Origin of the sequence: Streptomyces canus, from assembly GCF_030815415.1 — a bacterium.
Lineage (GTDB): Bacteria > Actinomycetota > Actinomycetes > Streptomycetales > Streptomycetaceae > Streptomyces > Streptomyces canus_F.
The window spans coordinates 10,055,977-10,079,616 of record NZ_JAUSWW010000001.1; the positions used below are offsets into that span (position 1 = coordinate 10,055,977).

A 23,640-nucleotide genomic window follows, 5' to 3' on the forward strand; every position below is an offset into this window, starting at 1 on the left:
CTCACCCCGCGATCCGTACGGTCGTGTTGGCGCCCCAGATCGCGAGGCTCAGAAAGAAGTCAAGGACGTTGATGGCGACGATCGAGGTCCGCACCGCGCGGCCCACGGCGACGCCGACCCCGGCGGGTCCGCCGCTCGCGTAGTAGCCGTAGTAGCAGTGCACCAGGATGATCAGGACGGCGAAGACGATCACCTTGCCGAAGGACCACAGCACGTCGACGGGCGGCAGGTACTGGTGGAAGTAGTGGTCGTACGTGCCGGTCGACTGCCCGTAGTAGCTGGTGGTGATGGTGCGGGCGGCGAGGTAGGAGGACAGCAGGCCGATCACGTACAGCGGGATCACGGCGACGAAACCGGCGACCATCCTGGTGGTCACCAGGAACGGCAGCGAGGGCACGCCCATCACCTCAAGGGCGTCGGTCTCCTCACTGATCCGCATCGCTCCGAGCTGTGCGGTGAACCCGGCTCCGACCGTGGCGGACAGGGCGAGTCCGGCCACCAGCGGGGCGATCTCCCGGGTGTTGAAGTACGCCGACAGGAAGGCCACGAAGTTGGAGGTGCCGAGCTGGTTGAGGGCCGCGTAGCCCTGGAGGCCCACCTCGGTACCGGTGAAGAACGACAGGAAGGCGATGACGCCGACCGTGCCGCCGACGACGGCCAGTGCCCCGCGGCCGAAGCTCACCTCGGCGAGCAGCCGCACGATCTCCTTCTTGTAGCGGCGCAGGGTGCGGCCCGTCCACGCGAGCGAGCGGCCGTAGAAGGAGAGTTGGGTGCCCAACTCCTCCAGCGAGCGGAGCGGGCGGTCGAGGAGTCGAAGAGGTCGCATCGTCGGTTCCCTCAGCCCCTCTGCGGGACGACTTGGAAGTACACCGCGGTCATCACGAAGTTGGTCACGAACAGCAACATGAAGGTGATCACCACTGACTGGTTGACCGCGTCCCCGACGCCCTTGGGGCCGCCCTTCGCGGTGAGCCCCTTGTACGAAGCGACGATCCCGGAGATCGCCCCGAACACCAGCGCCTTCAGCTCGGCCGCCCACAGGTCGGAGATCTGGGCGAGAGTGGTGAACGACGCCAGATACGCGCCGGGCGTGCCGTTCTGGAGGATCACGTTGAAGAAGTAGCCGCCGGCCACGCCGACGACCGATACCAGGCCGTTGAGCAGCACCGCCACCATCATGGAGGCCAGTACGCGGGGTACGACCAGCCGGTGGATCGGGTCGATGCCGAGTACCTGCATGGCGTCGATCTCGTCCCGGATCTTGCGCGCCCCGAGGTCCGCGCAGATGGCCGTGCCGCCCGCGCCCGCGATCAGCAGCGCGGTGACGATCGGCGAGGCTTCCCTCAGGACGGCGAGGACGGAGGCGGCACCCGAGAAGGACTGGGCGCCGAGTTGCCGGGTCAGGCTGCCTATCTGGAGGGCGATGACGGCCCCGAAGGGGATCGACACCAGGGCCGTGGGCAGGATAGTGACGCTCGCGACGAACCACGCCTGCTGGATGAACTCCCGCGCCTGGAAGGGCCGTCGGGGTATGGTCCGCACGACGTCCAGCGCCATCGCGAACAAATTGCCCGCGTGCCGCAGCGCTCCGGTCGGTGACAGGCTCACGCTCCGGCCACCTCCCTCCGGTGCAGCTCGGACTCCCGTCGCGCGATGGCCTCCCAGCGGGGCGGCCTGGTGATGCCCGGACCCGGCAGCAGGCGGGGAGGCAGCTCCTGACCGCCGGGCGTCGTGTGCTCGCCGTCGCCGAGCTGTGCCAGCTCCTGCTCGACCTGGGCGGCGTCCTTCTCCTCAGCCATGCCGATCGGCCCCTGCATCCGGCCGTTGAGGAACTGGCGTACGACGGGCTCGTCGCTGGTCAGCAGCTTCTCGCGAGGACCGAACATCACCAGCTCGCGCCGGAACAGCAGCCCGATGTTGTCCGGCACCTGGCGGGCCGAGGCGATGTCGTGCGTGACGATCAGGAAGGTGGCGTCGATCTGCGCGTTGAGGTCGACGATCAGCTGGTTGAGGTAGGCGACGCGTACGGGGTCGAGGCCCGAGTCGGGCTCGTCGAAGAGGATGATCTCGGGGTCCAGCACCAGGGCCCGTGCCAGCCCGGCCCGCTTGCGCATACCGCCGGAGATCTCGCCGGGCAGCTTCCCCTCGGCGCCGATCAGCCCGACCATGTCCATCTTCTCCAGCACGACCCGCCGGATCTGGCTCTCGGACTTCCGGGTGTGCTCGCGCAACGGGAAGGCGATGTTGTCGTACAGGTTCATCGAGCCGAACAGCGCGCCGTCCTGGAACAGCACCCCGAACAGCTTCCGCACCTCGTACAGGTCGTGCTCACGGAGCTTGGTGATGTCTCTCCCGGCGACCTTGATCGAGCCCCGTTCCGGCTTCAGCAGCCCGACGAGCGTCTTGAGGAACACCGACTTGCCCGTGCCCGAGGGGCCGAGCATGACCGATACCTCCCCAGCGGGCAGCGTCAGCGAGACGTCCTGCCAGATGACCTGGTGACCGAAGGACTTGGTCAGCCCTTCCACACAGATCTCGACACCCATCCGGTCCACCCTTCAGCCGTGGAGCAGCTCCGACATCTGCTCTACGGGGAGGGGCGGCCCGTCCGTCGCGACGAGGCCGATATTTTCGGACGGATTTGCGGGCGGCGGGGCAGGCGGCCTCACCGGCCTCTGGACCTGCGCGTTTACGGGAGCTCGGTCGCGTCGGGGAGGGAGAAGGGAGCAGACGGCACGACGACGGACGTGTCCGGAACCGACGAGATCGACGACACCGACGTCACTGAGGGAACAGTGGACTCGACCGACACATCCGGCACAGCGGGGATATTCGGCAAGTCTGATGTGTCCGGCAGCTCAGGCACGCCCAGGGCCTCGGGAACCTCGGGCGCCGGCAGCCCCGCAAGCGGGGGCGCGGAGACCTCGGGCAAGGGCGGCACGGACAGCGGCAGCACCGATCCGCCGTCGGCCGCGGCTCCCGCCGGACCGTCGCCGGGAGCCACCGACGCGGGCGACGACTCGCGCGGCTCCGGCGCGCGCACCCGGCCGTCCCCGTCGGTCGTGACCACCTCCGAGGTCCCGGACACGGAGGGCCGCGGAGCCGGACCGTCCCCGCGCCCGTCGAGCGCGTACGGCAGCACGAACCCCGCCACCGCCAGGGTCGCGGCCGTCGAGGTGACGGCCAGGGCCTGTGCCCTCCCGCCTCCCCTCGGCCGTCCGCGCCCGAGCAGGAAGAGCGCCACCCCGAGCGTCCCTGCCAGCGAGGCGCGCAGCGTCCGCCGGGCCCGGGCGAGCAGCGACTCGACGGTCCGATAGCTCAGCCCCATCCGCATGGCGACCTGGCCGACGTCCAGGTCCTCGGACCTGAGCCGCAGCGCCTCCGCCTGCCGGGCGGGCAGCTCCCCGCTGCGCACGGCCAGCCACTTCGCCTCGGCCCGGTCGCACACCGCCTCCTCGACGGGTACCGGGCCCAGTGCGACCAGCCTGGGGCTGGCGCGAACCTCGGCCTCGCGGTTGACCTGCCGGTAGCGGTCGACGCACAGCCGCATGGTCACGGTCGTCAGCCAGGCGCCGAGGCGCTCGTCGTCGAGGTCCGGGCGCTCGGCGGCGCGCAGCATCGCCTCGTGCACGGCGTCCTCGGCGTCCTCCGGGCTCATCGACCTGCGCCGGGCCACCTTGAGCAACTGCTCGCGGTGGCTCCACATGCGCTGCCAACGGTCGTGGTCCGCCTCCGTCCCGGCAGCCATGGCCGCCTCCGTCTCAGCAGGCATGTCCATCGCCATGAGGGCCCCTTCGCGCTCACTCCGCCGGCCTCGTGCCGTCCGGCGGGTGGCGACATTACCGCCCGGTATCCGCGGTTGTGGAGGGGGTGGAGCGCATCGTGTCCTCACCGTTGCTGGTCAGCGGGCCGGCACCGGGCAGCACATCACCGCCGGGCAACTCCACGCCCGGATCGGGTACAGGGAGCGGCTGCTCCGCCTCTCCAGCCGCCGGACGGGACGGGGTGGGAGAGGGGGAGGGGGAGGGTGAAGTGGGCGAGGCGGGCGGTGTGGACGGCGTAGTGGACGGGCCCGCGCCCGGGAGCTCGGACGCCTCCGGCGAGGGTTCGCGTGTGCCGCTCGGTCGCGACGGCTCCGGTCGCGCAGACGACCCGGCGCTCCGGTCCGGCACCACGCGATGCCCTTCCAGGAAGGACGCGTACCAGGCCCTGACCGTGCGCAGATAGGTCTCCGAGTGGTTGTAGCCGAGGATCGCCCGATCCAGGTCGGCCGGGTCGGACAGGTTCCGCCCGCCCGCACACAGATAGCGCCCGGCGGCGAGCGCCGCGTCGAAGACGTTGTTCGGATCGGCCCGTCCGTCGCCGTTGCCGTCCGCGCCCCAGCGGGTCCAGGTCGACGGGATGAACTGCATCGGGCCGACCGCCCGGTCATACGCCGTGTCACCGTCGTACCGGCCGCCGTCGGTGTCCCGGATGACCGCGAAGGCGCCGCCGTTCAGCCGGGGGCCGAGGATCGGTGTCACGGCCGTACCGTCCGAGGCCACCCGGCCGCCGCGCGCCTGCCCCGATTCCACCTGGCCGATGGCGGCCAGCAGCTGCCACTCCAGTCGGCATCCCGGAGCGGTGCCCGCGAGTTTCGACTCGGCGCGCCGGTACGCGGCGAACACGGTCGCGGGCAGTGCACCGCCGGCCGGCCCCGCGGCCCTGTCCCCGTCGGACTTCCCGGCCCGCAGTGGCGGAAGCTGGGTGCGGTACGGGGCGTCGCCGGACACACTCGGCCCGTGCTCGGCGCGCGCCGCGTTCCGCGCCGGCTCCGCGGCCTGTGCCGAGGCTCCCGGCGCCTGGGAGGCGGTCAGCGCGGCCATCGCCGCCGCCGCGATCGCCGTGCATCTGGTCCCTCTGAGTGCCCCTCTCGCCGTACCGACCGTCCTGAACAACATGCGCACCGCCACCTCGCGGCCCCTCCCTGTGCGGACTTCTGTCCTCTGCTCTACGCGGGCGGTCGGCACGTCCGTCGCTGGAGGAGGAGCATGCCGGAGAGCAGTGTCATCCGCCCTGGAGGGTTCGCAACGACCAGTCGTGACCATGCGCCGGCATCACAGGTCGCGGAGGATCTGGGAATCCAACGAGACCACGCTGGCCAGTCGGGTATCGCGGGCCCGCCGCGCGGGCGACGCGCCGGGCGGCGGGAGCGACGAGTGAAGCGACTGCGGCGGGAGAACGCCCAACTCAAACGAGAAGTGCCCGCGTTGACGACGAACCGGCGCTGGGCCACCTCGTGGCCTGCCGCGTCAACGGCGACGGCGGTGTGGGACGACTTGTGGGGATCGACGCCGATCAGGATCACGGGCTGGCCTCGCACTCGCTGAGACGGGAAGGGGAGTGCGGCGGGCATCCTGACTTGAAGTCACCGTGTCACCTCATGTTCATGCCTCTGTCGAGCCACACCGCGCGGGTGCCGGCCGGCGGCGGCACGCTATCAGTGAGCCGCCCCGCGCGGGGCGGCAAGGAGCACTGCGGGCCCGTGCCGACCGGCACCCTGGACGCTACGGCTGCAGACCGAGCGTCTGGGCTCGATTGAACAAGTCAGGAGCGTGGCATTGCCCTGATTGAGGTGTGCCCCCGGCCGGCCCGCTCTGACTTGAGGGACGGAAGGGAGACCTGACCGATGGTGGTCTTCGGGATTGACGCACACAAACGCACCTATACCGCAGTGGCGGCGGACGACCGCGGACGCAAACTCGGCGAGCGTGACGGCGGCCGCACCGGGGCGTGAACTCCTCTCCCCGGTACGGCGACCATGTCCGCGCGAGCGGGGCACACCACGGCCGCCCAGCGTCACGACACCGCGGCGTCCCGGTAGTTCCCCAGATGTCGGAACGCGCCGTCGACAGCCTCGAACTCGAACAATGCGTCGTGGTTGTAGCCGTAGCCCTGCTCGTACTTGACCGTGCGGGTGATACCGGCGTACGTGATCTCGGGCATCCGGCGGGCGATCGCGCCCCGTTCCCTCAGCGCCGCGCCGTCCTTGTCGCAGGCTTCGGCCAGGAACATCGCGGCGTCGTAGGCCTCCGCCGCGTACCAGCCGGGGGAGGTGCCGAAGCGGCTCCGGTAGGAGGCCGTGAACGCGCGCGTGGCGGCGTGGGCCGTCGGGTCCGTGAAACCTGTGGCGATGACCCAGCCCGTCGCGGCGGCGCCCGCCGACGTGAGGAACCGTCGGTCCAAGGCGCGTTCTGTGGCCATCCGCGCCCCGGTGAACCGGGCGGCGCTCAGCGCCGACGCGAATCCGGCCGTCCGGGAGGCGTCGCCGGTGAAGAGGACCGCGTCCGCGCGGGCGGACCGCACCTCGGCGGCGAGCGCCGCGTAGTCGACCTTCCCGGGGCCCACATGAGCCATCGTGGGGTTCCGGCCGTTCTGCTGGAGCGCCTTCTCGCTCTGGTCGCAGATGCTCCAGGCGAAGTCCTGCTGCGCCCGGTCGTCCACGAGGAAGACCCGGCGGGCGTCCACGTGGTTGCCCAGGTAACGGACGCAGGGGACGGCGAGCAGCTCGTAGGTGACCCGCAACGCCGCATGGGAATGGAAGACGTTGTAGCGGGACGCCGAACGGAGTGTGTCGACGCCCACGGAGACAGACACCACGGGCATGACCGCTTGGGTGTACGTCTTCTCGCTTGCCTGGAAGCAGGCGTCCGTGGTGGGGCCGAGCACGGCGAGCACCTGCGCGTCCTTCGTCAAGCGGACGGCCAGTTCGTCGGCCCGCCGGGTGTCGCCGCCGTCGTCGTACCACCGCAGTCTCAGCCGGAAGGGGTACTCGTTGCGCGCGTTGACCCGGTCGACGGCCAGCCGGGCGCCGTTGAGCTGTGCCGTGCCGCTCTCCTTGCTCGCGCCGGTCAGGTCGCCATGGAACGCCACGACGAGTTCGGGGCGCGGACGGCCCTTCCCGGACGGTGTGGAGGGTCCCGGCTCCATCCGGGTGCGCCACCACCAGGCCCCACCACCGGCCGCCAGGAGCCCCACCGTCGCCCCGAGGCGCAGGAAGCCGCGGCGGCCGATCGTGTGGCCGGCCGCGACGGTCGTCAGTGTCACCGCGTCGGGCGACGCTGTGTCCGCCACGTCCGCGGTGCTCGAGGGTGGCGACGCGGACAACTGCGTGGGTTCGATCTCGCCGAGGGTGAGCACGGCGGCGGCACCGTCGTTGATCAGCCGAGTGACCGGCGCCGGCAGCCAGTCGGACGGCGCGGAGGAGCCGGGGGACCCCCCGAGTGCCGTCCGGATCCCAGCAAGGCTCGGGCGTTTGTCCGGTTCCTTGTGCATGCAGGTCCTGAGCAGAGGCTCCAGATCCTGCGGCAGCGCCGCCGGATCGGGCTCCTCGTAGATCGTGCGCATCAAGACCCCGGCCGGCCCGCCGCTGCCGAACGGACGGACCCCGGTCGCCGCGAACGCCAGCACACACCCCAGGGAGAACACGTCGGTGGGCGGACCGATCCGGCCGCTCCGTGCCCGCGCCTGCTCCGGTGACAGGAAGCCCGGGGAGCCGACGATCACACCGCTGGACGTGAGCGCCGTGGCGTCCGGCGCGCGGGCGATGCCGAAGTCGATGAGCCGTGGCCCGTCCGGCGCCAGCAGGATGTTCCCTGGCTTGACGTCCCGGTGCACCAGACCGGCGCCGTGCACCGCCTCCAGCGCCTCGGCGATCAGCGCGCCCAGCACCCGCACGGAAGCGGGCGACAGCGGCCCGAAGAGGTCCACCGCCTCGGCGAGCGAGGGCCCCGGCACGTACGTGGTCGCCAGCCAGGGTGTCTCCGCGTCGGCGTCCGCATCCAGCAGCGGGACCACCCAGCGGCTGTCGACCTGCCGGGCGGTCTCGATCTCACGGCGGAAACGGGCCCGGAATCCGCTCTCGTCGGTGAACGGGGACCGGACCGTCTTGACCGCGGCGATCGCCCCGCCCGGCGCCCGGGCCAGGAAGACCACGCCCATGCCGCCGGCGCCCAGCCGCCGCAGCAGACGGTAGCGGCCGATCCGGGACGGGTCGCCAGCCCGCAGCGGCTCCATCAGACGGTGAGCGGCGCGGGGCCGTCGTAGACGAAGGAGCCCTGGTCGACGCGCCAGAGAAAGCCGCCGGTTCCGTCGATGACGAGCTGGCCGGTCTTGTCGAAGGCGTAGGTCTTGGTGATGCCCTTGTACTTCCCACCCCGTACCGCCGTGAGCAGATTCTGTCGGGTGCGCTTTTGAAAGGGCAGCCCCGCCAGGCCCTTGAGCAGCATGCCGGCCACGTCGTAGGCCTCCGCGGCGTACCAGGGCGGCGCCTGCTTGAAGCGCTCGCGGTAGGCGGCGGCGAACGCGCGCGCCTCGGGCTTGCGGGTCGCGTCGATCACCGGCGCCACTATCACCCAGCCCTCGGCGTCTTCCTGAGCCGCGGTCAGGAACCGTTCGTCCAGGAGGGCCGGGCCCGAGACCCGAGGACCCTTGAAGGCGCGCCCCCGCAGCGTCGCGGCGATCAGCGCTCCCCGGTCCGGCAGACCGGCGAAGAACACGGAGTCGGCACCGGCGGAGAGCACGGTGTCCACCGCGCCGCCGAAGTCGTGGCGCATCGCGCTGACCACTTCCGGCACGGAGGGGAACGGGATGCTGTTGAGCGCGTTGCTGAGGGAACTGGCGAGGTTGGTCCCGTAGGTGCCGGCCGGACGGTCGACGACGATGCCGATCTTGCGGGATCGAGCGGCACCACGCAGGTAGACGCTCACGTAGAGGGGCAGCACGGCGTCGGGCAGCCGTGCGTGCAGGAACGAGCGGAACCCCTGGACGGAAAGGGCGGTCGTGCCGGGGGACACACTGACGACCGGCAACAGCCCGGCGTCGTACGTCGCCAGCGCGGCCTGTCCGGTCTCGTCGGTGGTCGGACCGACCACTGCGAGGACCGACGGATCGTCGGTGAGTTCCTTTGCGACCCGAGCCGAGGCCGTCGGATCTCCCTTGTCGTCGACGGCCTTGACCTGCACGGTGAACGGGGCGTCGCGGCGCGCGTTGAACTCCGCGACGGCGAGCCGCAGTCCGCGTTCCTGCGCCCGGCCCGTCGCCTTCTGCGGACCGCTGAGGTCGCCGTGCAGCGCAAGGGTGTGCGTCGGCCGCCGCGAGGATGCGGGGCTTTCCTCCTGCGAGCTGCCGTCGCGGCCGACCACCCACCAGGCCCCGCCCCCGCCGGCCGCCAGCACCGCTGCGCCGCCCGAGGCCAGCAGGAACCGGCGCCGGCCCACCGGGCGGGCCTCCCGTGTCCCCGACGGCCCGGTGGTATCACGCGTGTCGGGTTCCGCTCGATCGGCCATGGCCGGCGTGTCGGGCGGCACCAGCGTGTGCTCGATGTCCGGCAGCGCGAGGGCGGCGGCCGAGCGTGCGGCGATGAGCTGGGTCACCGGCTCGGGCAGCCATCCGACCGCCTCGTCGCCCACGGTGGCCTCGGCCGTCTCCGCGTCGACCGGCGCGGCCTCGGTGGCCTGTGCGCCCACGGGCGTGGTCGGTGCCGCCTCTTCACCCGCGGGCGTGGTCTCGGTGGTCTTCTCCGTCCGGGTCGTGGCTGCTGAGCCGGCTTCGTCCCGCGGCTGGGTCTCGGCCGTCCTTTCGCCCGGCGGTACGGGGCTGGGCGCGCCGGTGTCCTGGGAGGCGCCCCCGGCGGTCAGTTCGCGTACCAGCTCGTGGGCGTCCGGCCGCAGGTCGGGGTCCTTCTCCAGGCAGCGCTCCAGCACGCCGAGCAGGCCGGCCGGCACCCCTTCGAGGTCTGCGGGGTCGTGGACGGCCCGGTACAGCAGGGCGTCGACCGCGCCGCTGCCGAAAGGCGCCCGGCCGGTCGCCGCGAACGCCAGCACACAGCCGAGGGAGAACACGTCGCTCGCCGGGCCGATACCGTCCCCGACGCGGCCCTGGGCCTGCTCGGGAGAGAGGTATCCCGGCGTGCCGACGACCATCCCCGTGGCTGTGAGCGTCCGGTCCTCCGGCGCCCGGGCGATGCCGAAGTCGATGAGCCGTGGCCCGTCATGAGCGATCAGCACATTGCCCGGTTTGAGGTCCCGGTGGATGAGCCCGGCCCGGTGCACCTCGGCCAGCGCCTCGGCCAGCCGCGCACCGAGCAGCCGCACACCCCGCTCGGACAGGGGCCCGTACGCGGTCACCGCTTCGGCGAGCGAGGGGCCGGGCACGAACGTCGTCGCGAGCCACGGTGCCTGGGCCTCAGGGTCGGCGTCCACCAGCGGCACCACACAGCGGCTGTCGACCCGCCGGGCGACCTCCACCTCGCGGCGGAACCGCTCCTTGAAGCCCGGTTCCTCGGCGTACTCGGCGAGCAGCACCTTCAGCGCCACCAGCGCGCCGCCCGGCGTGCGCGCCAGGTACACCACGCCCATGCCTCCGGCGCCGAGCCGCCCCAGCAGGCGATGCTCCGCGATCCGCGCGGGATCCGACGAACGCAGCGGCTGCATCAGCTCTCACCTCCGAGCTCGAACTCCACGCGGTTGAGCATCGTGGCGTTGGCGCGCGACGCGAAGGTGCCGAGCTCGTTGTCCGAGTAGCCTTTCGCGCCCTTCACCGACACCGCCAGGGTGACCGTGCCAAGCCGGGTGACGTACCAGTAGTAGGTCTGCGTGCCGCCACTGGTGAGATATTTACCCATCTCCACGACCTGGTCGTCGGCGTAGGTGTTGTTGCCCTGGCCGTAGGGAGTGGCCGTCGACATCAGACCGGCGATCCACTCGTCACTGCGGACCTGCTGTTGCCGGCAGCGCAACGGCTCCTCCAGGGTGGAGGCCAGCCGCTCGTCGGCCTCGCGCACGCTGGTGTGCACGGTGACGGCCGCGCTCACCTTGACCTCGCCCTTGCCGCCGGCGGCGGGAATCTCGCTGTAGCGGGACAGGGAAGCCAGGACGCCCCGAGGTAACCCCCGGCGTTCCCACCGGCACTGCTCGTCCAGCTCGGCGACGGTGCCCAGGGCACTCGCGGCCGGTTGCTGTGCCCGGAACTGCGCGCCCCAGGCCTGCGGTTTCAGCGCGACGGCCGCCACCAGCGCCTCCGCCCGGTCCTTCGTCCTGGGCACCTTGGCCGGGTCCGGCTGGAAGGCCAGCGAGGACGCGTTCTTGCCCCCGGTGGACGCGGAGGCGGTGGCCTCGGGAGGGCCGGACTGGGCGGCGGACTTCTCCGGCGCCGACGTCTTCGGCCCGGCGGCCTTGCCGTCGTCCCCCGAACCGCAACCGCCGAGCACCACGCCCGCCACGATGACCACCGTGGTGATCTGCCACGGCCAAGTACACCTGCGCAAGATGGAGTTGTCGTCGTTCATCCCCAGCCCCCTCGGTCGCGGGCCCCATCCCGCATGGGGTGATCGTATCGACGGACGCGGGTCCAGGCTGGCGGTTGCGCGAACGGGGAACGAGTCGGAGCGGTCAACCGATCGAGATGCGGTGCATTGCGCGACCGCGGTGTCCTGTGACAGCGAACTGTGACCGGTCACCACCTATTTGGGGCCGGTGTTCTCCTTCATTGATCAGGAGCTCCAGGGAGGACCCCGCGCTTGTAATCTCGCCTGCATGGCTGAAGCGAGTAGCGGGGGGCAGCCGGTGCCGGGCGGTGGCGAGCCCACCCCTGCGGTTGGTTCCGACGATGGCGCTCCTGCGGACTCCACACCTCAAAATCGGGCCTGTGCCCACATGGGCGGAGATCGGGAGGGGAGTCGATGTGATGATCACCACCCTTGCCGCACTCGGAGGGCTGATTCTCGGCATCAGAGCGGAGCAGCGATCTGGTAGAGAGGAACAGCGCGCCGACAATGATCGTGGGGGGAAGTCGTGTGAAGGCAGTCAGGCTTGGGAGTCGTCGGGTTCTGCTCGAGCGCTTACGGGCGTCGCCTTCTCTGCTCCGGGCTCCCGTGACAACGCTGCTCAGCTATCTCAAGAGGTGGGGGGCGCCTGACCTGCGGCATCCGGCGCTTGATCGAGATCGACTGAACCGCTCGTACCGGCAGCTGCTCGCGGTTCTTCTCGTTCTGCTGGTCTGGCTGGTGAGTCTGTGGAAGCTCGACCGTGATGCGTCGTCCTGGCGGGACGAGACTGTGAGTTATGCCGTGGCCAAGCGCTCTCTCGGCGAGTTGTGGCTCCTGGTGCAGAACATCGACGCTGTCCACGGCCTGTACTACGTCCTGGCCCATCTCGTACTGGGGGCATGGGACGACGGCGTTCTGACACTGCGAGTCCTGTCGGTGCTCGGCACGCTGGTCGCTGTGCTGGGAGTCCACGCCATCGGCAGCCGGCTCGGTGACCCGGCGACGGGGCTTTTTGGCCGGGGTTGCCTTCCTGTGCGTGCCCCAGGTGCAGTTCTACGCGCAAGAGGCCCGCTCCTATGCGTTGGTGAGCGCCGCGGTGGTATGGGCGACGTGGTTCTTCGTACGTGCGCTGCAGGACAGCCGACGACGCTGGTGGGCGGGGTATGCAGGGTTGCTGCTGCTGGCCGGGTGGCTGCATGTTTTCGCTCTGCTGGTCATCCTCGCGCACGCCGTGACGCTCTGGCGCAGTGGGCACATGCGACGCCTCGGGCGGCGCTGGCTCCTGGGCATCGCCTTCGCCGGTTGTGCCGTGGCTCCGCTGGCCGTGGTGAGTGCCGGTCAGGCGTCAGCGCAGCTGGACTGGCTGGGCCGGCCGAGCCTGCAGGACTGGCTGGGATTCGTGGTTCCTGCCGTGGTGGCAGCCGCCCTGGGCCTATTGCTTCGTCGGCGAGACGAGGGCTCGGCCAGAGCGGTGACGCTTCCAGCGATCGGTGTGCCGCTCCTGATCGTCCCCGCAGGGTTCCTACTGACGGTGTCTCTCGTCCACCCGTGGTACGTCGATCGCTACGTCCTGTACTGCATGTCCGGGCTGGCGCTCCTCGTCGGCCAGGGCCTACGGCACTGGCAGCGGCTCCTCCGAGCAGAGGCGGACCCGGCGCGCAGGCGACGCCGGCTGTACGCGACGGCAGCTGTTGCCTTCGCCCTCTTCTCAGCGCTCGGCCCCTGGTACTGGCAGATGCGCTCCCCGGCCAGTCGCACCGACACAGTGGAAAGCTATTGGGGGCTCACCGTCACCGTTCCGGGCGACCCCGAACCAGTCCTGTTCCAGCCCGCACGGCGCCGCGCGTGGGTCCTGGCCCGGCCCGCCGTCTTCGGGCCGCTCGACGACATCGCGCTGCAGCAGACACCAGCCGCATCCGGCACGTTGTACGGCGTCGAGGCGTCCCCGGGCGTCATCCGGCAGCGCATGCTCCAGCATCCTGAGATCAACGTCCTGCGCGATCGTCCCGGCCAGCCCCTGGACAACACCCCCGCAGAGATCACCAAGCGGGAAGTCCTACGTCGGCACTATCAGCTCTGCTGGGTGATCCCGGTCAACGGCGGCGAATCCGCAATCTTCATCCGCCGCGATGTCGCAGCGACGAACCCCATATGCGCGCCCGGACGCGACATCTACAGCTGATCGGGCTCAGCATCCGTTCCAGGATGGCTCCGAGTCTGTCGCTCTCTGGTCGGATCGCAAGGTCAGATAGGTGTTCCAGTCGCGGGCTGCCCGGCGGGTCCACTGGAGGGCTGCGCTGATGCTGAGCGTGTCACTGAGTACTGCCGCTGGCAGCCACCGAAGGCGAAAGGGTCCGCCGGCTTTGTCGGCAGACCGTCAAGAAAGATCTAGGTTACGTTGGCAGTTCGGGCTGCAGCGCTGCCGAGACCATGTCGAAAAGTCCCCAGTACCCTTCGACCCAGCTGCTGTCTGGCAAGCCGGTTCTGGTGGCTACATGAGTGAAGGCCTCCACGCCGACCCAGCCCTGGAACTCTCCGGCGTCGTCGATGACTTGCAGCATGGGGCGGGGGTGGGAGTTGTGGGCGTAGCAGCTCTGCCCCTGGGCTAGGGACTGGCACCAGTACTCCTCGGTGTTACGTCGGCCGCCCCCGATCTCACCGATGTAGCGGACCCGGTCTTTGTCAGTGCCGGCGCAGGAGGTGTTCGGTTGGAGCCAGCCCATACACTGGCCACTGGCGCACGGCTTCCACGGGTTCGAAGCCGGACCGAAGTTCCAGGCTCCGCCCGCCCCCTCCCGGCCTACGATGCCTGTCCGGGTGGCGGGATCGGGCGACGACGACTTGGCCACGACAAACGCGCCCCGGTACGGTTCAGCGTTGTAGCGCGGGTCTTTGACGAGTTGGCTCATGGTCGCCCGGCTCGTGCGATCCAGCGAGGCGTTGCTGCCGTAGCCGACGCCAAAATTGGCATACGTGGAGAAGGTGCCCTGAGCGGGGATCTCAACGTCGTTGCCGTAGGCTCCGTAGAAGGTGGGGCTCGTGATGCGGGCCGCTCGCCCACTGGCCAGCCCCGTGGTGATGTTCCAGCGTTCGGTGATCGGCTGTGCCAACGCGGTGCCGGCGGCGTTTCTGATCCAGGTCACGGCGAGCCGCCCGTCCGAGGTGTAGTCGAAGGTGCCCTGGTAGCCGCCCGTCGGGTCGCCGGTGAATCCGTCGACGGTGCGGACCGCACAAGTGGGGACGTTTCCACCGCAGTCCGCATTCATCGCGTCCACCCGCTGTGGCTGTTCCCGCTGATCCCAGGCCCAGTAGTTGGTAGTCACCGTGCCGTTGGTCTGGAAGGCGTAGTACCCGATCCGGACCCAGTTGCGGTAGTTGTTCTTTGCTGCGAGGTCCAGGTAGCCGAGGGAGACAACCCAGTTCGACTTTCCTCCGGGCAGGGGCGTGGCTGCCTGGGCAGGGGTCGCCGTAACAACAAGGGCCGCCAGAAGAGCCATGATCGCTGGCAGGATGCTTGCCACTCATGTGTCGAGCGCTCTCACTCTGTTCCTCATCAGGCTTCCTCCTGCAGACATTTATCGGGGCGAAACCCCGACGCCTCCTGTTACCCGGACGGCCGGTTCGAGCCCTCCGGGTAATAACGGCCGGCCGCGATGACGAGGTTGTTCATGGTCTGCGGCGGGTCGGGACTGCGCTCTGCGTTCATGTGTCCGTTCCGGTGCCCGTCAGCGCCTGGACGCCGACGACGTCCAGCAGTCGCAGCCGCTCGGCGGTCTCGCTGCCCTCCGCCGCGCTGAAGGCCATGATCCGCAGGTCGGTGCCGAGCGCCGCGAGGATGTCGCAGTCGAGGGTGAACTCACCGACGCTCGCGTGCCGGACCGTCTTGGTCAAGGACTCGTGCACACCGTCCAGGGGTCCGGGTGGGGTGAACCATTGGTCCCAGCAGAAGGAGAAGGCGCAGCGGACTTGGAAGTCGGCCCAGCCGAGTTCGTCCTTGATCTGTTTGTAGCTCCGCTCGATCCATGGCCGCAGTCCGTAGAGACGGACGATCTCGGCGAGGTCGGCCGGCGGGTGCGAGCCGGTGCCGACGTGGGGTGCGTCGGGGTGGGGCAGGTTCGTGGCCAGGTACCAGGTGGCCTTCTCCGGTAGCCGGGCCGGGTCGGTGGTGGCCACGACCAGTCGGCAGGGTGAGTCAGGACCGTATCCGCCCAGGCGGGCTGGCATCGGCGGCCCACCAGGTCTCGGTGTGCCCGTCGCGGAAGTGACGCTCCACGGGCCTCCATTCACCAGGATGTTTGGCATCGCGCCAGGTCAGGGCGTGGGCGGCTTCGATGGGGGTGTGCGGCTGGTCGGCCCGGGCTCAGGTGCCGCGGTGCGGCTTGAGCGCGACCACGTAGGCCAGGCCGGCCTCGCGCAGTGCGAGGTACCAGTCGTCGCTGACGGAGTAGGCGCAGTCGGCGACCACCTCCCGGCAGCCGAAGCCCGCCTCCTTGCCCCGGGCCGCGAGGGCAGCGGACGGTTGCGGTTTCGTACGGAAGGCCGGATCGGAGCGGCCGCGGGCGAAGTGGTGGGCGGGGGTATACGGCTGTGCGTGCAGCGGGTAGTACACGCGGCCGTCGGTCCACACCGTGGACACCGTGACGATGCCGTTGTCGGTCTTGCCCAGCCGCCCCAGCCACTGCCGGCCCACGTTGGCGGTGGCCGTGCCGTCCTTGCGATCCCCGGAATCGTCGATCACGATGACCCCGCCGTCGTGCGGCGCCGTCGCCGCATCCGCACGCAGCAGCTCAAGCCGCCGGTCGTTGACCAGCTCGGCCTCCCACGGCGACTCGGACAGGAACAACTGCAGCCGCTGCACCCCTGGCATCCCCGCACCCGCCACCGGCTCCGCCCCCGCCAGGCAAGTGATCCTCTTGTTCCGCTCCCGCGGTGCCAGCAGCCCGGTCAGGTACTCGCGAAACCCCCGCCGCTGGGCCAGGCTGAAGAACAGGTCGTCGAACCGGGCCGCGTACTCCTCCAACGGACCCGGCGCAGGCGGACACGGACGGCGAGCAACCATCTTCAGCCCCCAGCAAGCCAGTTGACTCCAACCACCGGCCTACGACCAAACCCGACCTGCCGTCAACCAACACCACCACCGGATCTAACGAACTACCGGTAGCGAGGCCCTCCTGTCCTACGACGGCGCGGCGCCCCTGCGGACCGTGGTGGACCTCAGCGGTGTGACCTTCATGGACTCCAGCGGTATCAACGTCTTCGTCGCTGCGCACCAGGCCGCGAGTGACGATCAGGGGTGGCTGCGTATCGCTGGCCCCCAGGAATCGGTGCTACGGCTCCTTGAAATCGTCGGCCTGGACGAGGTCAGCGGCTGCCATCCCACCGTCGACCAGGCCCTGACGGCCTGACCCGCGCCGCAGCTGAAGGCGCTGAGCAGGTCCAACTTGTGCAGCAGCGGGTGGGCGATCTTTGCACCCCAGCATGTCTACGGCCGGCCGCCCGAGTCGGGCGGGTAACGCCGGGGCCGAGACGGCGACGTTTTCGCGATGCCAGCTACTCCGATTCCAGGCGCTCATGAAGGGCAGCCCACCCTGATCAGCCGTACGTTTCTGCGCTGTCGCGGTGGCAGACCAGCCGGGCAGCTCAACACGACTGAGTCGATGGGGCGGGGGAGGAAACTGCGTCCCGCTCAGGCGCGGCGCGGAACGGATTCGCTCCTTCTGGTCCCGGCGGCGAGCAGAGCGAAGCCCAGTGCGAAACCGAGCATTGTCCATACGCCGCGGGGCCAGAAGATGTGGCTGTCGGTGAAGGACCAGCCGGCCACCAGGAGAACCACCGTGCCGGGAACAACCCGCACACCGTGTTTCGGGAAGAGCGCGACCGCCGTGGCCACGACAGCGACGATGAGGGCGTAGGCGCCGACCTCCCCGAGCGAGTCACCCACGTCGTAGAGCGGGTACTTGATCGGCCCTATGTCCGCCGTCCCGGCAGCGTGCTCGACCGCGGTTCCCGCCGCGATACCGGCCACCGCGTCGAGACCGGTGTAGAAGGCCGCGTAGGTGAACGCACTCGTCCAGGCCGCCACCGTGGCGAAGCCCGCGAGGTCTGGTCGGGGGCGGTGCCACAAAGGGACGAGGAGGCCGAGCGTAAGCAGCGGAAAGACCGGCAGCAGTGCGATGTGCAACTGGGTCCAGTCCGTGGCCGTCGCCCTGGACAGGCCATGCGGGTGTGCGGCGCCCGCCGCAGCCAGCACAAGGGGCGCGACAGTGACGAGCGTGATGTTTCGGATGGTCAACACGCTGTGATCGTAGGCGCGTTACGTCACTTTAGACGGCTGCGTAAGGGCTTCGTAAGATCTTGCGTGGTGCCGTGGAACGCTGGAAACCGTCCGCCGGGGTGATTCCCCTCCGACGCGACACTGGCCTCGCCGATCTTGCGGCGAGGCCAGAGCAGAGAACTTCCCAATGACGTTGTCAAGCCGCTGCCGTGACTGGTGGTGTGGCTTGGTAGCACGCTCCGTCGCGAATCATGGCCCACAGGACGTTGGCCCGGCGACGGGCGAGCGCCAGCAGCGCCTGCTTGTGCCCCTTGCCCTCGGCCCGCTTGCGCTCGTAAAACTGCTTCGAGGCCGGACAGTTCCGCAGGCTGGCGAAGGCCGAGAGGTAGAAGGCGCGGAGCAGGCCGCGGTGGTAGCGGCGTGGACGGTGGAGGTTGCCGCTGACGCGTCCGGAGTCGCGGGGGACGGGTGCGAGGCCGGCGTAGCCGGCCAGGCGGTCGGCCGTGCCGAAGGTATCCATGTCGCCACCGGTCGCAGCGAGGAACTCCGCGCTCAGCATGGTGCCCATGCCGGGCAGGCTCTGGATCACCTCGGCGTGCGGGTGCTCGAGAAACCGGGCCTCGATCAGGGCTTCGAGCTCGGCGATCTCCTCATCGAGGGCCATCACCCCCTTCGCCAGACGGGCCACCATGATGGCCGCGAGTTTCTGGCCGGGCAGTGCGGTGAACTGGGCCTCGGCGGCCTCCACGACGGTCCCGGCCAGGGCCGCGCTGTTGCGGACCTTGCGGTTCTTCAGCCACGTCGCGATCCGGGAAGCACCAGCGCGACGGATCGCGGCCGGGGTCTGGTAACCGGTCAACAACAGGACCGGCCCCTTCTTCGTCAAGTCCAATGCGCGTTCCAACGCAGGGAAGATTTCCAGGAGTTGGGCGCGCAGCCGGTTAATCTGCCGGGTCCGGTCGCAGACCAAATCGGTGCGGCGGGTAACCAGAGTGCGCAGGTCGACCGATATTTCGTCGCTGGGCCGCAGGACACCGAGGTCGGTGCGCATGCGCGCCTGGTCGGCGATGACGAAGGCGTCCTTCGCGTCGGTCTTGGCCTGGCCTCGGTAGCCGGCCGAGGCGCGGTGGATGGCTAGGCCGGTGATGTAGGTGATGCGCTGGTCGTGGCTGACCAGCAGGCCGAGCAGGAGCGCGGCCCCGCCGTGGTTGATGTCCACCGCCCACAGCACATCCCGCGACAGCTCCAGTACGTCAGCGATGAGCTGGAGCAGTTCAGCCTCGTCGTTCGGAATCCGACGCGACAGCAGTCGCTTGCCCTGGGCGTCGATCACCACGCAGTGGTGATGTTCCTTGCCGATGTCCACTCCGGCCCAGATCTCGGGCACAGCCACCTCCGTCAGCTCGTCGTACACCAACCCAGCAGACGACCTCGCCGACGTTGTCCTACAAAGCGATCGCGTCGCGTCTCCCAATTAGCGGTCGAGTCGTCGCGGGGTTCCGGGCGGCCAAGTTCTCTGAGCCATCCAGCGGCGACTCCATGACAGCCATACCCGGAACCCCTGGGCCCCGCCGATCTTACGAATGACCAGCTCAGACCCACATCAAGAAAGGTAGGACCTTCATGAGCCATGTGGACGGATGGCGTCTCCAGTCGATGGCTTGAGGCCCTGGGGCTGGGGGAGTGGCGGTCCGGTCGGTCGGGTCAGCCGCAGCGGCGCCCTGAGTTGATGCAGGAGACCGCCTGGTTCATGAGCTGGTCGGTCATCACGTTGATGAAGTCGTTGTGGTCGGTGATGGCGTTGTGCTGCTGTCCTTGGAAGCCGTCGACGGCGAAGTTCGGTGCCGCAGGGGTCTTGTAGGTGAGCCGCATCGTCAGCTGCGGGATGGCCTTGAAGCCGCTTGCGCAGTTGCCGCCTGCGTCGGCGAAGGCGACGTGGCTGCGGTGGTCGGCGCTGTCGATGTTCCTGCCGTCCCAGCAGCTCTGGAAGGCGAAGCTGCGCACCACCTTGCTGCCGCTGGGGCAGATCGGGTACTTGTCGGTGAGCTGGACCTTGTTCTCGAAGCCGGTGCAGCTCCAGTGGGCGTTGGCGTTCTTGGTGCCGTTGGTGAACGCCTTGGCGTCACCGGTGATGATCCGCAGGAAGCGTGGCATCGCCACGACCTTGCCGGTGGGGCTGCCCTGGTAGGTGATCGTGACGGTCGCGGGCACCAGGATGGCTCCCTTGTTGCCTTCGGCGCCGCCGCCGAGGGCGTTGGCGTCGGGACCCTGACGGGTGGTGTCCCGCAGGACGGGCCAGTAGTACGCGGACTGGTCGCCGTTGGTGCAGGAGGTGCCCTGGGCGCTCAGGGACTCGTTGGTCGAGGTGAAGTCCACCTTCCGGTTGCCCACGTAGTCGTGGACGTGGTGGGCGCCGTTGCTGACACCGGGAGCCACGATGTCGTTGTCCGAGTTGTGCTGTCCCTGCTTGTTGACTCCGCATCGGGAGGTGAAGGCTCCGGTCGAGGCGCCGGCTTGCCTGCGGACCTTGGGCACGTTCGGGGCCACCTTGGTGATGTCCACGAAGTCGGCCGCGGTGGGCCCGTCGTTGCTCTGTCCTGCGGCACCGGAGCCGTTTCCTTGCTGTCCGGTGTTGCCCCCGTCGCCCTGGGCGCCGCCGGGGCTCTGGCTCGCGGCGGTCCCGGCCCCGGAGGTCTGGGTCCCGGGTGCGTCGAGGCCGAGGTTGCAGACGGCGAGAGCATCGAGCCCTGTGGGCTTGGCGGCCGTCCGCCCGATGGCGATGGCGATCCGGTCGATGGTCGCCTTTCTCTTGTCTGTCAGAGGGCCGAGGATCGCGTTCTGCACGAAGTTCGGGCCCCCTTGCCCACGGGTGTCGACCAGGCGCTGGTTGGCCTCAGCGGTCTGGCGGTCCAGCAGTTGCAGGTTCCGGTCCACCTCGGCCTGTGCCTGCTGGGGGACGGCCGGCAGCTTGCCCTTCACGTCCGGGCAGCTGATCGTCTGGGCTGACCGCGTCGTAGGAGCAGTGGCGGTGACGTCGGACGCGTTGGCGGCGTAGTTCACGGCTACGAGGCCACCGCCCCCTGCCAGCAGCGCCGTGACCGCCATGATGGCGTTGCGGCGGCTTCGGCCGCGCCTGTGATCTGCTCGCATGAGAACTCCTGATCTGACAACGTGGTTCCTGGCCCGGTGGCGACGCGTATCACCCGCCGCCCGGATGCCCCAGCTTCACCTGCGTGGTCGGCGCTTGGCAGCTGTTCACGTCGCGCGTCATGGACACGTAAGAACTGAACCGCGCCCGAGCCGACCTCCGCCCAGCACGAGGAGTTGCGCCGCCTCGGCATCCTCCGCTTGACGCTGGAAGAAGCCGGGATCCCATGTGACCGGGCCTTGTGCGCTATGACGACTTCACCCACTGCCTCGCGCACCAGCACGCTCTGGAGCTGCTGGCGTCGCCGACCGCACGATGGCGGTCTTCGCGGACAGCAACCATCAGAGGCTGGGCATCAATCGGGCGGCCGCGTCGCTCGGGCTGCGCCTCCCGGATGGTGTCTGCGTGGTCGGCTTCGGCGATCTGCCCTTCGTGGACTGGGTGACTCCGCGTCCGGCGACCGTGCGCACTCCGCTTGCCGACATGACTGTGCGCGCCGCCTGCATGGTGCCGCGGCTGCTGTCCGGACAGCAGCCGGAGACTGCACAGGTCGAGGTCACCATCGAGCTCGTAGTACGGGACAGCAGCGGGCCTTCGCCGGTGACGGGGCGAGCCGTCGAACGCAGTCAGGGGGCGAGGGCCGGCTCAGCCGAGGAAGGGCGCGCCCCCGGGGGCACGGAGTGGCCGACGGGCCGGTCACTCGGGCAGTGGCGTGGCACTCATCGGCTGCTCAACCCGCCATGATGAGCCGGGAGTTGGTATCGAGCTGTCCGCGCCGTGGAAGACCTCCGTCCCGGCCTCCATGCTGAGGAGATACTCGGATCTGGCGATCGAGCCCCGTTTCACCAGTGCGTTGGTGAAATCGGAGGGAGTGAGGTTGACAGACGTCGTGTTGCTGTCACGGACGAACGAGTGCACCCTCCACCCGGTGTCGCCCCTGGTACAGGTCCAAGTGGCGCCGCCGACGTTGAGGGTGACGACCTTGGACCGACTGGCAGGGCGTTGTCCTGGCGGGCTGACCGGTCTGTTCCCAACTGGTGCTCCAGCCGGCTGCGCGCGTCCGGCCCGCAGGGCTTGTCGGCTGCGGGATCGGTGACCGACGTCGAGCACTCCTTGCTACGTCGGAACGGGTTCGGCGCCCTGGAGAGGGGTCTCCAGGGCGCCGGGCCGCGGTGGCCGCTTCTTTACACCGCGGCTATGCCCTCCATGCCGGACTCGGCGAAGGGGGGCAGTCCGGTGGCCGTGGTGACCTTGGTGAGGGAGCCGTTCTTGCCGATGCGGAAGCCGTCGACGGTGCCGGAGGTCCCGTTCTGCACGTACAGGAACTTCTTGTCCTGCGTCACCGCCAGGTCGATGACTCCCTGGGACATGGCTGACGGCGGGGTGGCGATGCCGATCTCGTTGGTGAGCGCGAGCCTGCCGTGCCGGTCGGTGCGGTAGCCCGTGACGGTTGAGTTGCCGGTGTTGCCGCCGTAGAAGAAGTCGCCGGCGCGCTCCAGCCAGCACAGCGTGTTCTGACCGTTGGCCAGGGGCTTCTGGACGACCTTGAGGCTGCCGTCGGCGAACACCTTGTATGTACTGACCGTCGACTTCTCGGCTTCGGCGACCAGCATCCGGCCCGCCTTGTCGAAGGTGATCGCGAACGGCACGCCGCCGGCCGAGTCGTTGACCTTCGCTCGGTGCGCGGGGCGCCCGTCGCGCCGCATCGGGAACACCTCGATGGTGTTGGCCGACTTCGTCGTGACGACCAGCTCACGGCCACCCGGCGTGAACGCGACCTGACCGGGCGAGCTGCTGAACAACGGCACCTTGTCGTTCTTCAGCCCCAGGGAGCGATATGAACCGCCCAGCGGCTTCAGTCCGTTGGCCGTGATCTTGAAGCCCTGGACGCTGCCCGCGCCTCCCGCGTTCATGACGTAGGCGAGGTTGCCGGACACCGCGATGGACGAGGGGAAGTCCCCGCCCGAGCGCACCACCCGCCGGTCCGTCAGTTTCTTTCCCTCGACCCGGAACGAGGTCACGGTGCCGCTGCCCGCGTTGACTGCCAGCAGCAGATGCGAGCCGCGGTCGTAGACGAGTGAGCCCTGGGAGGCGAGGGAGTCGGTGGGCGCGTCGACCTGGTCGCCGCCCTTGCCGCCGGTGCCGTAGGTGCCCGAGGCGGTGAGCTTTCCGTCCTCGCCGCGCCTGAAGACGTGGATGGTGTTTCCGGCGAGCTCGTTGCCCTGTACGAAGACGGCGTGGTCGGCTCCCGCCTTGGCGCTCTTCGTCGTCGCGCCTTCGTGTGCGCGGGGGACTTCCCCCGCCGAGGCGATGGCCACCGTGGTCGCGACCGCAGCCGATGCGAGGATGCCGGCCCCGGCGATGGCCATCCGGACCTGTGACTTCGACCTGCGCCTGGTATGCCTGCTCACGCTTGACTCCTCGTACCTCGGCGCCACCGCCGGTCGGTGACGTGCAGAGCCAGAGTTGCCTGTGGGGCGGGTGGGATGGAGATGTTTCGGTGCCGCGTCAGCTTCTCGTAAGAACTTCCGTTCGCCCCGGAGAATTCGGTGGCGGTCCGGCCTGCGGCTCGCCTGCCGCCCTTGCCGCTCATCCAGCGGTGAGAAGGCCCCGCATGGTGGAGCGAGGGCAGCGGGGCAGTGCGGTCGCGGTAACGTCGACCCCGGTCTGATCGGGGGCTTCGACGAGAGCGCCTACGGGTCGGCCAAGTCCGCCGTGCGGGGGCCCGGAGCGGTGACTCGCGCCTTTCACGCCGCGGCACCTCATCGCAGACATCATGAGCAGGACGGCGGATGTGCCTTCCTGACCGAGTTGGCCCCGAAGTGATGTGCCATGGGCTGCATCTGACGAGGTCTTACGGACCCGTGACGTGATGGGCGCGGTGCTGCCGTGCGGGGTGCCCATGCTCCTAGC

General features: G+C 69.6%; 18 protein-coding genes and 1 pseudogene. 3 read left to right on the top strand and 16 right to left on the bottom strand.

What is annotated here, in order from left to right; all coding sequences use genetic code 11:
* Window position 1 precedes the first annotated feature (1 nt).
* The 8 genes from QF037_RS46980 to QF037_RS47015 form a co-directional block, all read right to left on the bottom strand.
* The gene (locus QF037_RS46980; RefSeq protein ID WP_307036259.1) at window positions 2-826 is read right to left on the bottom strand and encodes an MlaE family ABC transporter permease; all 825 of its coding nucleotides are present in this window, start codon (window positions 824-826) and stop codon (window positions 2-4) included.
* 11 nt (window positions 827-837) lie between these two features.
* Window positions 838-1,608, bottom strand: coding sequence for an MlaE family ABC transporter permease (locus tag QF037_RS46985; protein ID WP_307036261.1), 771 nt, complete (start codon window positions 1,606-1,608; stop codon window positions 838-840).
* Window positions 1,605-2,546 carry an ABC transporter ATP-binding protein gene (locus QF037_RS46990; protein ID WP_307036263.1) on the bottom strand — a complete coding sequence of 314 codons (942 nt, stop codon included), beginning with the start codon at window positions 2,544-2,546 and terminating at the stop codon, window positions 1,605-1,607. The genes QF037_RS46985 and QF037_RS46990 overlap by 4 nt, the downstream gene beginning before the upstream one ends.
* Before the next feature lie 143 nt (window positions 2,547-2,689).
* Window positions 2,690-3,772, bottom strand: coding sequence for an RNA polymerase sigma factor (locus tag QF037_RS46995; RefSeq protein ID WP_307036265.1), 1,083 nt, complete (start codon window positions 3,770-3,772; stop codon window positions 2,690-2,692).
* A 67-nt stretch (window positions 3,773-3,839) separates the two neighbouring features.
* Window positions 3,840-4,940, bottom strand: a complete 1,101-nt coding sequence (locus QF037_RS47000; protein WP_307036266.1) for a lytic transglycosylase domain-containing protein — start codon at window positions 4,938-4,940, stop codon at window positions 3,840-3,842.
* A gap of 898 nt (window positions 4,941-5,838) precedes the next feature.
* Complete coding sequence (locus tag QF037_RS47005) at window positions 5,839-8,055, bottom strand: bifunctional serine/threonine-protein kinase/ABC transporter substrate-binding protein (RefSeq protein ID WP_307036268.1); 2,217 nt, start codon at window positions 8,053-8,055, stop codon at window positions 5,839-5,841.
* The gene (locus QF037_RS47010) at window positions 8,055-10,472 is read right to left on the bottom strand and encodes a bifunctional serine/threonine-protein kinase/ABC transporter substrate-binding protein (protein ID WP_307036270.1); all 2,418 of its coding nucleotides are present in this window, start codon (window positions 10,470-10,472) and stop codon (window positions 8,055-8,057) included. The genes QF037_RS47005 and QF037_RS47010 overlap by 1 nt, the downstream gene beginning before the upstream one ends.
* On the bottom strand, window positions 10,472-11,305 hold the full coding sequence (locus QF037_RS47015; protein ID WP_307036271.1) for a hypothetical protein: 834 nt from the start codon (window positions 11,303-11,305) through the stop codon (window positions 10,472-10,474). The genes QF037_RS47010 and QF037_RS47015 overlap by 1 nt, the downstream gene beginning before the upstream one ends.
* 1,045 nt (window positions 11,306-12,350) lie before the next feature.
* On the opposite strand from QF037_RS47015, the gene QF037_RS47020 reads away from it, so the two are divergent.
* Window positions 12,351-13,487, top strand: a complete 1,137-nt coding sequence (locus QF037_RS47020; RefSeq protein ID WP_307036273.1) for a hypothetical protein — start codon at window positions 12,351-12,353, stop codon at window positions 13,485-13,487.
* 211 nt (window positions 13,488-13,698) lie between these two features.
* Here the strand turns inward: QF037_RS47020 and QF037_RS47025 are convergent, their stop codons facing one another.
* From QF037_RS47025 to QF037_RS51555, 3 genes and pseudogenes are all read right to left on the bottom strand, one after another.
* Window positions 13,699-14,802 (bottom strand): hypothetical protein, encoded by a 1,104-nt coding sequence (locus tag QF037_RS47025; protein ID WP_307036275.1) that lies wholly within the window; start codon window positions 14,800-14,802, stop codon window positions 13,699-13,701.
* A gap of 205 nt (window positions 14,803-15,007) precedes the next feature.
* The gene (locus QF037_RS51550; protein ID WP_444972135.1) at window positions 15,008-15,208 is read right to left on the bottom strand and encodes an MmyB family transcriptional regulator; all 201 of its coding nucleotides are present in this window, start codon (window positions 15,206-15,208) and stop codon (window positions 15,008-15,010) included.
* Between the two features lie 3 nt (window positions 15,209-15,211).
* Window positions 15,212-16,364: pseudogene (locus tag QF037_RS51555) on the bottom strand (IS701 family transposase); the annotation flags it as partial.
* A gap of 136 nt (window positions 16,365-16,500) precedes the next feature.
* Here QF037_RS51555 and QF037_RS47040 point away from each other — a divergent pair.
* Entirely contained in the window at window positions 16,501-16,710 is a 210-nt protein-coding gene (locus QF037_RS47040; RefSeq protein WP_373463997.1) for an STAS domain-containing protein, read from the top strand.
* A gap of 281 nt (window positions 16,711-16,991) precedes the next feature.
* On the opposite strand, the gene QF037_RS47045 is transcribed toward QF037_RS47040, so the two are convergent.
* From QF037_RS47045 to QF037_RS47055, 3 genes are all read right to left on the bottom strand, one after another.
* Entirely contained in the window at window positions 16,992-17,600 is a 609-nt protein-coding gene (locus QF037_RS47045) for a hypothetical protein (RefSeq protein ID WP_307036281.1), read from the bottom strand.
* Window positions 17,601-17,775: 175 nt separating this feature from the next.
* Window positions 17,776-18,972, bottom strand: coding sequence for an IS110 family transposase (locus QF037_RS47050; protein WP_307037757.1), 1,197 nt, complete (start codon window positions 18,970-18,972; stop codon window positions 17,776-17,778).
* A 311-nt stretch (window positions 18,973-19,283) separates the two neighbouring features.
* The gene (locus QF037_RS47055; RefSeq protein ID WP_307036283.1) at window positions 19,284-20,729 is read right to left on the bottom strand and encodes a DUF1996 domain-containing protein; all 1,446 of its coding nucleotides are present in this window, start codon (window positions 20,727-20,729) and stop codon (window positions 19,284-19,286) included.
* Between the two features lie 313 nt (window positions 20,730-21,042).
* Between QF037_RS47055 and QF037_RS47060 the strand changes: the two genes are divergently transcribed.
* The gene (locus QF037_RS47060) at window positions 21,043-21,471 is read left to right on the top strand and encodes a substrate-binding domain-containing protein (protein WP_307036285.1); all 429 of its coding nucleotides are present in this window, start codon (window positions 21,043-21,045) and stop codon (window positions 21,469-21,471) included.
* Here QF037_RS47060 and QF037_RS51230 read toward each other — a convergent pair.
* Window positions 21,424-21,837, bottom strand: a complete 414-nt coding sequence (locus tag QF037_RS51230) for a GH12 family glycosyl hydrolase domain-containing protein (protein WP_373463909.1) — start codon at window positions 21,835-21,837, stop codon at window positions 21,424-21,426. The two genes, QF037_RS47060 and QF037_RS51230, sit on opposite strands and share 48 nt — an antisense overlap.
* A gap of 74 nt (window positions 21,838-21,911) precedes the next feature.
* Window positions 21,912-23,138 carry a lactonase family protein gene (locus QF037_RS47065; RefSeq protein ID WP_307036287.1) on the bottom strand — a complete coding sequence of 409 codons (1,227 nt, stop codon included), beginning with the start codon at window positions 23,136-23,138 and terminating at the stop codon, window positions 21,912-21,914.
* Window positions 23,139-23,640: the final 502 nt, after the last annotated feature.